Origin of the sequence: Anaerobiospirillum sp. NML120448 (assembly GCF_023050945.1) — a bacterium.
In the GTDB taxonomy this organism is placed as follows: domain Bacteria; phylum Pseudomonadota; class Gammaproteobacteria; order Enterobacterales; family Succinivibrionaceae; genus Anaerobiospirillum.
In genome coordinates this window covers 17,457-29,271 of sequence record NZ_JALKIM010000043.1, presented here as the reverse complement: position 1 = coordinate 29,271, position 11,815 = coordinate 17,457, and the positions used below count along the sequence as shown (strand labels likewise).

The following is an 11,815-nucleotide window of genomic DNA, read 5'->3' as shown; positions in this document are numbered from 1 at the left end:
CCACTGCTCTTATTGGCCAGATCAAAATTGGCTGAAGCCAGTACCTGTCTTCAGCCAATCAAAGATCAAAAGTTTTTGGGAAAATTTTTTTTGTAATATTTTTGAAAACTACGTTGACATCTACCGGTTTAAATTTAAGAATATTGTTTTTTTCCTTGATATCACCCTTGGCAAGCATAATGACTCAAGAGCAAATCACTAGCCCCAATACCAAGAGTAAAGCCGCAGAGCAGCATGCAGCTTTAGAGATTAAAGCTTGGCGCATTGCCTTTAAAGTTACTTCTTTAAGCTATGATTTTTCGCAATATGATGAAATAGATATTAATAGCGAAGATTATTTGCTTTTTGAGCCCGAGGTGTTTGGGGGTAATAATAAGTTCTATGACCTGTGTCGTATTAAAGGACGCTATAAGCAATTTCACGAAGACTTTGCTCAAACCTATTTTTTTAAACTCTTTGCAAATACGCCCTTTCCTTGCAACATCTTTGTCTTTATAGAAGAAGTACTCATAGCTCAAGGCCAATTTGTCAAAGCTCCTCATAGCCTTACCGTTGATACACGCAATCTCAAGAGTAAAAAACACTCATTCTTTGGCAAAAACAAGGCTCCTAAAGCTACCAAGGTAGATCCTGATTACGAAATATTTTTTATTAACTCTCCTCAGCTTAGTGTAGAGAAGGGCTCTTTAAATGATCAGTTTTTAGCTACTAGTGCTCGCTACTTACGCTCTTCACCTTTACAAAGAGGCTATAACCTTTTTAAGCACCATGCTTTTTCATGTTTTTTAGATGGCAAAGGCATGTCCTTTATTAAACAACAAGGATTTTTAGGCTTAGTACCTAATTTAACTAGTGCTAATACTATTTTGCCTTTAGTACTGTTGGTCTCAAGAGCTTTAGGCTATAAATATTGCTTAAGAAAGATCAATAAACTGTTAGGCCACCAACTAAGCGCCAAGTTTAGGCAGTCAGAAAAGCTTTATCGTAATGGCAAAAAGCATCTTAAATCCTTAAGCTTTCTTTACTATTCAGTTGAGTACTTCTTAACTCAAAGCTTTTTGGTCTCAAGCATCAATCATAAAAATGCTCTGGCTCAAGAGCTGTTTAAAGAAGTCATTCATCACTTTGATATTCCACGTGAATACGGGGCTATCAAAGAACAAATGCAACCTTTAAATCAGCTCATAGCACAGCTTACCAGCCATGAAATTTTAAAAGGCCAATGGTCACTACGCTTTGCCATTGTCGGCTTAGGCTTCTTTATGGTGGTGATTGTTGTAACAGTCAGTGTCATTTTAGGTGTAGAGCCTTTAATTGGCCTACTCAACGATTTAGGCATCTTGCCTGAAAACCTACTGCACTAAGCTCATAGCCCCAGCCCTATGTACCCATAGGCCTGGGGCTATAATCTTATGGGCTATGGGCCATTGGCCAGCCATAGGCCATAAGGCCTATGGAGGCCTTGGCCACAAGGCCTATGGCCAATAGCCCCCACTCTGAGAGCAAAAATAAACAGACCCTAAATTATTGATAATTTTTATCATGTTTTGGAGGCCGAATTTTTGCCCATTACTTAGCCTTAAAGCTCTTTTTTTCGCCAACATCTTTTAATTTCACAAAAAAAGATATAGAATTATGCGCTTGTGCACCTGCTATATTTTTATTGATTTTATGATTTGAATCACATAGAATACGCAGATCACAGCCTCCCTTAAATTTCATTAAGCCTGTGCTTTGATTAAAAGTTTAAAGCTTAGCCTTAATGATGCCCTATTAATGAACCAAGTAGTTTAAATTAGTACTTCAACTAAGATTGCTTAGGTTTTGGGTGTGGCTGAAAGAATTTTTGCCAAAGTGCACTATACGGTTGTCGCGTATCCTAACGGGCTTTGCGACAGCTAATTTTTAACCGACCTTTTTCTAGGAGATCAATAGTGGCCCGTATCGCTGGCATCAATGTGCCTGATCACAAGATCGCCGTGATTGCATTGCAATCCATCTACGGCATCGGCCCGACTCGTGCTCGTGACATCTGTCAAGCAGTAGGAGTTGCTGAGTTAACCAAGTTCAAGGAACTCGACGAAGCTACCTTAGATAAGATTCGTGCCGAAGTTGCCAAGTACACCGTAGAAGGCGACTTACGTCGTGAAGTTTCTATGAACATCAAGCGCCTTATGGACCTTGGTGCTTACCGTGGTTTACGCCACCGTCGTGGTTTACCAGTTCACGGTCAACGTACCAAGACTAATGCACGTACTCGCAAGGGTCCACGTAAGAGCATTAAGAAGTAAGGAGGCACATGATGGCTGAAGAAATCCAACAAGCTGCTAGCGCAGCAACCCCTGCAGCAACTGCTGCTGCCCCAGCTACCAAGACTGCCTCTGCTCCACGTGCTCGTGGTGGCAAGCGCGGTAAGAAGCAAATCGCTGATGGTGTAGCTCACATCCACGCATCTTTCAACAATACCATCGTAACCATTTCTGACCGTCAAGGTAACACCCTTTCATGGGCTACCGCTGGTGGTTCTGGTTTCCGTGGCTCTCGTAAGTCCACTCCTTATGCAGCTCAGGTTGCTGCTGAGCGTGCTGGTGAGGCTGCCAAGGAGTACGGTGTAAAGAACCTTGAAGTTTTAGTAAAGGGTCCAGGTCCAGGTCGCGAGTCCTCTATTCGTGCCTTAAATGCGATCGGTTATAAGATTACTAACATCACTGATGTTACTCCGATCCCTCACAACGGTTGTCGCCCGCCAAAGAAGCGTCGCGTCTAATCTGGTATCTGTTTTTTTATTGGAGAAAGATAAATGGCAAAATATACAGGACCAGCTCTAAAATTAAGCCGTCGCGAGGGCGTGGATTTATTTTTAAAGTCTGGTGTTCGTGCTATTGACACCAAGTGCAAGTTAGACACTGCACCAGGTCAACACGGTGCCAACAAGGCTCGCTTATCTGACTATGGTTCTCAGTTACGTGAGAAGCAGAAGGTTCGTCGTATTTACGGCGTTCTCGAGCGTCAGTTCAACAACTACTACAAGAAAGCTTCTAACATGCCAGGCAACACTGGTGAGAACTTGTTACAGCTTTTAGAAGGCCGTTTAGACAACGTAGTTTACCGCATGGGCTTCGGTTCAACCCGTATGGAGTCCCGTCAGCTCGTTAGCCACAAGGCTATCACTGTTAACGGTCGTGTAATTAACATCCCATCCTATCAGGTTCAGCCATCTGATGAGATCGCAGTTCGCGAGAAGGCTAAGAAGCAAACTCGTATCAAGACTGCAATCGATTTAGCAGGTCAACGTGCCGTTAAGCCAACTTGGATCGACGTAGACCACAGCGCCATGAAGGGTACTTACAAGAACAAGCCTGAGCGTTCTGAGCTTCCTGCTGATATCAAGGAACAGCTCATCGTCGAGTTCTACTCTAAGTAATAGATAGGCAACCTGCCTGCACTCCTTTTAATTTGTGGGGTATAAATAGTGTCAGTTTGTGAATTACTCAGCCCAAAGCCTGTTGGTTTTACTGAGCTTGGACCAAATCATGTTCGCATCGTAATCGAGCCTTTAGAGCGCGGTTTTGGTAATACCATTGGTATTGCTTTAAGTGATGTTCTGTTAAAGACTCTTCCTGGTTATGCTTTTGACGCTTTACAAATCGAAGGCGTTACTAGCTTGACCTCAGCTAAAGAAGATGTAGCAGAGTCCTTGATTGAAATCGTAATGAACTTAAAGAACATTGCTATTTCATCCAATCATCAAGTACAAGGTCCAGTTTGGTTCTCTTTAACTAAGCATGGTGAAGGCGTTGTACGTGCATCTGATATTACTTGCCCTGAGGGTATGAGCATCGTAAATCCTGATGCCCATATCTGTACCTTAATTGGAGACAAGGCTAGTTTGTCAATGAATCTCCGCGTCGTATACGGTCGTGGCTATGTAGTAAGTAATGATCCTAAGCACTTACCTGCTAAGGAAGAGAATGAGATTCTCATTGATGCTGCATTCTGCCCAATTTCAAGATACGTTTACGAGGTAGAGTCTGCTCGTGTTGAACAGCGTACTGACTTAGACCGTTTGGTTATTGAGTTAGAGACTAATGGCACCATCAGCCCTGATGAGGCCTTAAAGCACGCAGCTGAGCTCTTATGCGATAATATGAGCAACCTCGTGGATAAGGAAGACATCCCAGAGCGCACTAGCACTCCAGCTGCTCCTCCTTTACCAGATCCTGTTTTATTACAGCCTGTTGAAGATCTTGAACTTACTGTACGCTCTGCCAACTGCTTAAAGGCAGAGGAGATTTTCTATATTGGCGATTTAGTCCAACGCACTGAGGTTGAGTTACTCAAGACTCCAAACTTGGGTAAGAAGTCCTTAACTGAAATTAAGGATGTGTTAGCAACTCGCGGTTTATCTTTAGGTATGCGTGTTGCAAATTGGCCACCTCAGAACTTACAGCGTTCGAGTAAGTAACATTACTGTCAATTCAGGAAGAAATAACAATGCGTCATCGTTTAGCTGGTCGTCACCTCGGCCGCACTTCTGCACACCGTGCAGCGCTGTATCGCAATCTCGCTAATGCTCTTATCAAGCACGAGATCATTAAGACCACCTTACCAAAGGCAAAAGAGTTACGTCGTTTTGTTGAGCGTTTAATTACTCTTGCTAAGGTTGATTCTGTTGCTAACCGTCGTTTAGCTTTCGCCCGTCTCCGTGATAAGGAAATGGTTGCTAAGTTATTCAACGAAGTTTCCAAGGCTGCAGCTAACCGTCCAGGTGGTTACACCCGTATCTTAAAGTGCGGTTTCCGTCCAGGCGACCAAGCCCCTATGGCTTACATCATGTTAGTAGATCGTACTAACCTCAAAGATGAGTCTGCTGAATAAGCACTTTAATCATCTTAAGTGATGAAACAAGACTAGGCTTGAGTTTACTTAAGCCTAGCTTTGCTTTATAAGTGTCATCAAATTCAGTACTTATTTGTTGGCACTTATGAACACTTATTTTTTAGTGTTCTTTACTAAGTACAAAGAATTTTATAGGTCATTTTGACCTGCTACGACATTTGTGACTTACTTTATAGCAGTCACTAACAAGATGTTAGCTTATCTAAGCTAGTCATCTTTCCTTAAGTAATTTCACTCCTTTACCATCAACTAGTTACATGCTTGAGCATACTAGTCATTTCACCAAGCTACTCTATTGCTATCTTCAATTCGAGCTTTGTGTTAAGTGAAAACTTAAGGGCCTGCATAAACCTACAACATTTGAGGGTGGAACCTTGGAGCAAATTGATTTTCTAAGACCTAATATTAAGGAAGTCGTAGAAGTTGCACGCAACAAAACCCGTGTTACTCTTGAGCCTTTTGAGCCAAACTACGCCCAGATTTATGGTACTGCGCTTCGTCGTATCATGCTCTCATCCATTCCTGGTTATGCTATTACTGAGGTTGAGATTGAAGGCGCTGTTCACGAGTACAGTGCTATTGAGGGCGTACAAGAGGATATCCTCTTAATCTTATTAAACATCAAAGAAGTAGCTGTTGAGTGCGAAGGTCATACTGCCACTAACCCTATTTTACACATCAATAAAGTAGGTATTGGCCCAGTTACTGCCGCTGACATTCAATGCCCAGCCAATGTTGAGATTAAGAATCCTGATTTAGTGTTATGCCATATCACTGATCCTGATAAGACTCTCAATATGACTCTTCACGTAAGTCGTGGTCGTGGCTATGTTCAAGCACAAAGCCAACCATTTGTTGAGAATGGTGATAATCGCTTTATTGGCAGACTTTTAATTGACGTTTCTTACTGCCCTGTTTTAAATGTTGCAGTTCAGACTCGCCAAATTCAAAATGGTATGGAAGCTTTAGATCTCACTATTGAGACTAATGGCACTATCAAGCCAGATGCTGCTATTTCCTTAGCTGCTACTATTTTTGCTGAGCAGCTTGGCACCTTCATGGATATTAGAAACTCCATTGAGCCTGCTGAGGATACTTCTTTCCGTCCATTAATCGATCCTAAGCTCATTTGCCCAGTTGAGGATCTTGAGCTTACTGTACGTTCAGCTAACTGCTTAAAGACTGAGGGTATTAAGTACATTGGTGACTTAGTACAACGTACTGAAGTTGAATTATTAAAGACTCCAAACTTAGGTAAGAAGTCCTTAACTGAAATTAAGGACGTATTAGCAGAGCGTGGTCTCTCCTTAGGTATGCGTCTTGAGCACTGGCCTCCATCAGATTTAGACGTTGGCCACTAATTAAATAACGGCTTATTAATATATAAGGGCTACCTATCATATTAATTGAAGGTAGCCCTTTGTTTTAGGATCACAATATGAGCAACGAAGTTGAGACTATCCTGGATTTAAATATCATTAGCGATAGTGATTTTGATTTCTTATGTGACACTGCTTTAAATTTAGTATTTGAAACTCTTAATTTAACCGAAGCAGACGAAATCACTTTAAATAAGATTAACGAGCGCCTTAATAGCGACAAATACGATCTTAATGTTGAGCTTGATATGCCTAATATGGCCTGGTGGCAAGAAGATGAGCTTCCAGAGCTATTAAACGACAGTGAAGAGCAAGCCGATAATGGTGATTTAAACCTTACCACTTTAGAGCTCAATGTTATTTCTATTACCGCCTCAGGCTCCCACGCTGGAGAAAGAGTGGTAGTAGCCTCCATCCATGTTGATGTACCAGCAAGCTTACAAAACATTGAATCATCTGGTCTTCAAAATTTACAAATTAAGTGGCTTCCAGAGCTAGACAACTAGCCCCATCCCAAGCCCTACCACCCTTTAGGGGCCATGCCCCTAAATGGCGAGCCCCAAAGCCAAAGGACAAGCACCTCAAAAGGCCGCCCTCAAAGGCCTGCACGGCCACCTTAGGCCTGATAAAAAATAAGCCCTCAATAATACTATTGGGGGCTTATTTTCAACTAAAGCTTATTGAGCTCAATTTGCTCTTTAATAAAGTTGTTCGCTACTACTACAAAAGGCTCACTATCCATAGCGCCAAAATTAGCATCAGCAAACTTTACACATTGCGCCCTTTGTCCTATTGGTGCCCAACGGCAAGATTCAGCATTATCATTATTATAAAAACAAAGCTCAGGTATTTTACTGGCACAAGCTAAATGCACAGTTGCAGTATCCACAGTAATAAGTGCATCGATGCAATGTATTAAAGCCCCCAAATCTAGTACTGAAGTGTTATCAGGCATTGGTAGCACACGTGCCTCCCCCTGCTCATCATAGAGCAGCGCAGGATCGATATTACTCATTACCGACTTGATGTAGTCACTAAAAGAGCTTTGGCACATTAACAATACTTTAGTATTACTAGCACTTTGCAAAACTGCGTTAGCTAAGGCCACACTAGTAGCAACGCTCATTCTACGAGCCTTAGGTGCTCCCAAAGGATTAAGACCAAACACAAAGAACCCATCATCAAAACGGCTACTCTTTGCCACAGTGCCCACGTTAGAACCAAGGTTTTGGCCCAGACCCTGGCTAGGGCCAGCGCTCTGGGCTGGGCCCTCAGGGGACGCAACAGCGCCCTCAGGGGCGACAGCGCTAGAGTTAGTGCTGGCTTTAGGTCTTAAATAAGCAAGGGCTTGTGACAAGCTATCTTTTGTAAACAAAGGTGTATAGCTTACAGGAGTGCTATAGGCTAAATTGCCTTTTTCCATAAGGTTACAAAAAGCTTGGCTAACAGGGTGATTATAGGTAGTTGGATGATATAAAAAGAGATTGATACTTTTAACTTTAGGATCACATCCAACAATAAAGTCTGGTTTTAACAGATAGTTAAAAATAAAGTCACGAGGACGATAGTTAGGCTCGGTTGAGAGCACTAAATCAATCTTGCCATTATTTCCTGCTCCTTGAGAGGCAGCAATAATTTGTTGGCAGAGATTTTTGATTTCTTGGGCTTTTGGTTTACGTGAGCTTACTAATACTTGATCAAAGCCTAAAACATCATAATAAACTGATGCTAGGTTTTCAGGACAAACTACGGTCAAAGTAGGCTTATGGGCCAGATTTTTTAAATTACGATAAAAATGAGTCATTACTTGGGTATCGCCTAGCTTGCCATCAAGCTTTAATACCACAATATGCTTCATATTGTCCCAATTAAAATGCTCTACTTGTCCTTGAGGTTCATAACTATATTGATATTGCGCCCAAGCAAAGCGTATTTGATCTCTTAGCGCAAAATACGCCTGTTTTAGTCCCATAAGAAATGACACCTCAAATTATTAAACAACACAGCAATAAAAAGATAACTTAATCACACCCTAATTTAAGGATTAATCTCTATAGGAGTGCCAGGATCAACCAAAGAGATAAACTCGTCAATCTCTGGATTTAAAATTGCTATACAACCATTAGTCCAATCAGATCTTTGCACCGTCTCATGAAACTCGCCATTAGAAGGTGGTTGGCCATGAACCATAATCATACCGCCAGGTCTGACTCCTAGGCGACGAGCATTTTCTATATCCTTAGGATTAGGATATGAAATATGGAAAGCACGGTAGTAGTAAGAATTTTCTTTAACATAATCAAGGGTATAAGTGCCCTCAGGAGTTCTTTTGTCACCTTCTTTCACTTTATGACCTTGAGGACGATCAGACAGAGCAATCCAATATTTACGTACTACTTTATCGCCTTTATAAAGCAGCATTTGGTGGATATTTTTATAAACTACCACTTTATCGACTAGATTCTTAGGAGCCCTATAACCTCTAGGGAAAATCTGCAAACCTGAAATTTTTTTGATTTTCATATAATCAAATTCATAGTCTTCAATAACACCATCAATCAGGGCGCTGTTATATAAAGAGGTAGGCAGATTTGCTGTCTTGCTCAAATCAGATAAATGTTTGGCAAATGATGTAGGAACAAGCAAACAAGCTAACAATATGGCAGTAAAAATAAGGTTAGTGATTTTATGCATAGACAAATGGCTCGTGTTCCTAACAAGAAAAGGTGTCACCATTATAATGATTTTTCATGAAAAAGCGCTTTTTTAACGCAATAATTAGTAATTAAAGAACGAGTTTGCATCCAAATAGCAACCCCAAATGCTTTAAGGCTGGATAACTTTTCCTCAAGGAGTCCGCTCTTTTATTGCACAATTTAGCGCCATCTGTATGTAAAACTAACATTATTCTCTGCTTTTTCTATATTTTTAGCCATTTTTTCTGGTTACTACTAACAATATCATTAGCTTTGGTTTAAAGTACGTATACTTTCTAGTTAAAACTAACTAGCAAGGCCCCGTGAATACCAGCAATGCTAAAACTTAGTTTATGCAGTCTTTAGCATTGTTGGGCTTTTGTAATGTATTAGTAGATTTTTATTAAATTTTTTAAGTACTGACATGAGCAATATTATGAAAAACGAGCTTAGTTTAGAGGGTATTGAGCAACTTCCTTTACAAAATTTTGCTCAAGATGCCTATTTAAACTACTCAATGAGTGTAATTAGAGATCGTGCCCTCCCAGCTGTTACCGATGGCATGAAACCAGTACAAAGACGTATTATCTATGCTATGGCCAAGTTAGGTATTAATGCCAAGGCCAAACACGTTAAGTCTGCCCGCACTGTAGGTGAGGTATTAGGTAAATACCACCCTCACGGTGATACTGCTTGTTATGAAGCTATGGTGTTAATGGCTCAACCTTTTACTTACCGTTACCCTCTCATTGACGGCCAAGGTAACTGGGGTGATGTAGAAGACCCTAAGTCATTTGCAGCCATGCGTTACACTGAGGCTAGACTGTCTAGCCAATCTGAATTATTGCTTGAAGATTTAAATCTAGGCTGCGTTGAATGGGTACCTAACTTTGATGGTACTGTAGAAGAACCAAAAGCCTTGCCTGCTCGTGTGCCTAATATTTTGCTCAACGGCACTATGGGTATTGCTGTGGGTATGGCTACCGATATTCCACCTCATAATCTTAATGAGCTGGTTAAAGCTACCGCTCACTTAATTGACCACCCAAACGCTAGTGTTAAGGACTTACTTAAATATGTAAAAGGCCCTGACTACCCTTGTGGCGCTGATATTATTACCCCTCAAGATGAGCTGTTAAAAATTTATCAGACAGGTAAGGGCTCCATTAGGGTAAGAGCTGTTTATGAAAATACCAAAGACGGTATTGTTATCAGCGCTTTACCTTATCAAGTTGGTGTTGGTCAAATTGAAAAAGAAATTGCTGATTTAATGGTAAAAAAGAAATTACCATGGATTAGTGACTTAATTAATGCCAGCGATCATGAGCACCCTTGTCGTTTAATTATTGTGCCACGCTCTAATCGTGTTGATATTGATGAGCTCATGAGCCACCTCTTTGCTATTACCGACTTAGAGTGTACTTATAGAGTTAATCTTAATATCTTAGGTTTAGACGGTAAGCCACAAGTTAAAGACCTAAAAACCATTTTACAAGAGTGGATTACTTATCGTACTGATACAGTAACCAAGCGCTTTAACCACCGCTTAAGTGCTGTTAATAAGCGCCTTCACTTGCTAGATGGTCTCATGGCTATTTTCTTAAACCTCGATGAGGTTATTGAGATTATTCGTCATGACGATGACCCTAAGCGCAAGCTCATGGAGCAATTTAAGCTTTCAGAGCTTCAAGTGGACTATATTTTAGACACTAAATTACGTCAATTAGCCCGCTTAGAAGAGGAAAAGATTCATGCTGAAATCTCTAAGCTGCAAGATGAGAAATCTGATCTTGAGGATCACTTGGCCCATCCTGAAAAGCTTATGAATTTCATCAAAGATGAATTAAGTACTGATGCTAAAAAGTATGGTGACAAGCGTCGTTGTCAGGTAGTAGAGCGTGCTGAGGCTAAAGAAATTGATTTAGTAACAGCCACCCCAGCTCAGACTATGACCGTAATTCTCTCCCGTATGGGTTGGGTTCGTGCTGCTAATGGCACCAATATTAATCCTATGAGTCTCTCTTATAAGAGTGGCGATAGTTTTATGGCTCAAGCAGTAGGCAAGAGCAATCAATACGCAGTATTTCTATCTAACTTAGGCCGCAGCTTTAGCATTTTAATTAAAGATCTACCATCAGCTCGTGGACAAGGAGAGCCTATCTCTACTAAGTTCAATTTACAGCCTAATGAAATTATCACTACTGTGTTAACAGGAGCCATTGAAGATCATTATCTGCTTGCTAGTGATATGGGCTTTGGCTTTATTTGTCGCCTAGCCGATATGATTACCCGCAATAAGGCAGGTAAAGCTATAGTAAGCTTAGATGAAAACTCTAACTTGCTAGCCCCAGTTAAAATTGAGGATGTAGAACACAGTCTCATTGTATTAATCAGCAAGAAAAATCGCTTATTAATTTATCCAGCCTCTGAGCTTACTGTGCTACCACGAGGCAAGGGCTTAAAGCTCATGAAAATCTCCAATGCTCACCTCAAACAAGGCTTGGATGGTATTGCTGAGCTTACTAGCATCCAAAAGGGCGATGGCATTATTATTTACGCAGGCAAGCGTAAGATTAAATTAGGCGAAGAAATCATTAATGAGCGCATCTCTCAAAGAGAGCGTCAAGGTGAAAGCCTACCAAGCTCTTTACCAAAGGTCGATTACATCGAAGTTATTGCCAAAGTAGCTCCGACTGATGCCACTACAGAGCCATCAGAAGCCACAGAGGCCGATGATACGGCCCCTGTGGTCGCCGCTGCGGCCTCCACTGAGCCATCCGAGGCTGCTGCTGAGGCTGATGCCCAGTAGTGCTCTGAGCCAATACTTAGCTAGGCCCTCAA

Annotated in this window: 12 protein-coding genes; 9 read left to right on the top strand and 3 right to left on the bottom strand. The window is 41.3% G+C overall.

Translation table 11 applies throughout. From position 1 onward, the window contains the following. Nucleotides 1-179 precede the first annotated feature (179 nt). Nucleotides 180-1,364 (top strand): hypothetical protein, encoded by a 1,185-nt coding sequence (locus MXE38_RS08190; protein ID WP_246913830.1) that lies wholly within the window; start codon nucleotides 180-182, stop codon nucleotides 1,362-1,364. Between the two features lie 205 nt (nucleotides 1,365-1,569). On the opposite strand, the gene MXE38_RS08185 is transcribed toward MXE38_RS08190, so the two are convergent. Further along, nucleotides 1,570-1,722 carry a hypothetical protein gene (locus tag MXE38_RS08185; RefSeq protein WP_246913829.1) on the bottom strand — a complete coding sequence of 51 codons (153 nt, stop codon included), beginning with the start codon at nucleotides 1,720-1,722 and terminating at the stop codon, nucleotides 1,570-1,572. A 212-nt stretch (nucleotides 1,723-1,934) separates the two neighbouring features. Here MXE38_RS08185 and rpsM point away from each other — a divergent pair, with 212 nt between their 5' ends. From rpsM to MXE38_RS08150, 7 genes are all read left to right on the top strand, one after another. After that, a complete protein-coding gene (gene rpsM, locus MXE38_RS08180; RefSeq protein WP_246913828.1) occupies nucleotides 1,935-2,291 on the top strand; it encodes a 30S ribosomal protein S13 in 357 nt (118 codons plus the stop codon). An 11-nt stretch (nucleotides 2,292-2,302) separates the two neighbouring features. After that, a complete protein-coding gene (rpsK, locus tag MXE38_RS08175) occupies nucleotides 2,303-2,767 on the top strand; it encodes a 30S ribosomal protein S11 (protein ID WP_246913826.1) in 465 nt (154 codons plus the stop codon). 33 nt (nucleotides 2,768-2,800) lie between these two features. Continuing rightward, entirely contained in the window at nucleotides 2,801-3,424 is a 624-nt protein-coding gene (gene rpsD / locus MXE38_RS08170) for a 30S ribosomal protein S4 (protein ID WP_246913824.1), read from the top strand. A 45-nt stretch (nucleotides 3,425-3,469) separates the two neighbouring features. Then, nucleotides 3,470-4,465, top strand: coding sequence for a DNA-directed RNA polymerase subunit alpha (gene rpoA, locus MXE38_RS08165; RefSeq protein WP_246913834.1), 996 nt, complete (start codon nucleotides 3,470-3,472; stop codon nucleotides 4,463-4,465). A 29-nt stretch (nucleotides 4,466-4,494) separates the two neighbouring features. Further along, complete coding sequence (gene rplQ / locus MXE38_RS08160) at nucleotides 4,495-4,878, top strand: 50S ribosomal protein L17 (RefSeq protein WP_246913822.1); 384 nt, start codon at nucleotides 4,495-4,497, stop codon at nucleotides 4,876-4,878. A gap of 395 nt (nucleotides 4,879-5,273) precedes the next feature. Further along, complete coding sequence (gene rpoA, locus MXE38_RS08155) at nucleotides 5,274-6,260, top strand: DNA-directed RNA polymerase subunit alpha (RefSeq protein ID WP_246913820.1); 987 nt, start codon at nucleotides 5,274-5,276, stop codon at nucleotides 6,258-6,260. A 77-nt stretch (nucleotides 6,261-6,337) separates the two neighbouring features. Continuing rightward, the gene (locus MXE38_RS08150; protein WP_246913818.1) at nucleotides 6,338-6,784 is read left to right on the top strand and encodes a hypothetical protein; all 447 of its coding nucleotides are present in this window, start codon (nucleotides 6,338-6,340) and stop codon (nucleotides 6,782-6,784) included. A 164-nt stretch (nucleotides 6,785-6,948) separates the two neighbouring features. Here MXE38_RS08150 and MXE38_RS08145 read toward each other — a convergent pair whose 3' ends face one another. Both MXE38_RS08145 and MXE38_RS08140 read right to left on the bottom strand, forming a co-directional pair. Beyond that, a complete protein-coding gene (locus tag MXE38_RS08145) occupies nucleotides 6,949-8,250 on the bottom strand; it encodes a glycosyltransferase family 9 protein (protein ID WP_246913816.1) in 1,302 nt (433 codons plus the stop codon). A gap of 65 nt (nucleotides 8,251-8,315) precedes the next feature. After that, entirely contained in the window at nucleotides 8,316-8,885 is a 570-nt protein-coding gene (locus MXE38_RS08140) for a L,D-transpeptidase family protein (RefSeq protein WP_246913814.1), read from the bottom strand. A gap of 513 nt (nucleotides 8,886-9,398) precedes the next feature. Here MXE38_RS08140 and parC point away from each other — a divergent pair. After that, on the top strand, nucleotides 9,399-11,783 hold the full coding sequence (gene parC / locus MXE38_RS08135) for a DNA topoisomerase IV subunit A (protein ID WP_246913811.1): 2,385 nt from the start codon (nucleotides 9,399-9,401) through the stop codon (nucleotides 11,781-11,783). Nucleotides 11,784-11,815 lie beyond the last annotated feature (32 nt).

Bases quoted from the DNA above. Each gene is read 5' to 3' on its own strand.
- MXE38_RS08190 (WP_246913830.1), top strand. From the start codon at position 180: ATGACTCAAGAGCAAATCACTAGCCCCAATACCAAGAGTAAAGCCGCA.
- MXE38_RS08185 (WP_246913829.1), bottom strand. From the start codon at position 1,722: ATGAAATTTAAGGGAGGCTGTGATCTGCGTATTCTATGTGATTCAAAT.
- rpsK (WP_246913826.1), top strand. From the start codon at position 2,303: ATGGCTGAAGAAATCCAACAAGCTGCTAGCGCAGCAACCCCTGCAGCA.
- rpsD (WP_246913824.1), top strand. From the start codon at position 2,801: ATGGCAAAATATACAGGACCAGCTCTAAAATTAAGCCGTCGCGAGGGC.
- rplQ (WP_246913822.1), top strand. From the start codon at position 4,495: ATGCGTCATCGTTTAGCTGGTCGTCACCTCGGCCGCACTTCTGCACAC.
- MXE38_RS08150 (WP_246913818.1), top strand. From the start codon at position 6,338: ATGAGCAACGAAGTTGAGACTATCCTGGATTTAAATATCATTAGCGAT.
- MXE38_RS08145 (WP_246913816.1), bottom strand. From the start codon at position 8,250: ATGGGACTAAAACAGGCGTATTTTGCGCTAAGAGATCAAATACGCTTT.
- parC (WP_246913811.1), top strand. From the start codon at position 9,399: ATGAGCAATATTATGAAAAACGAGCTTAGTTTAGAGGGTATTGAGCAA.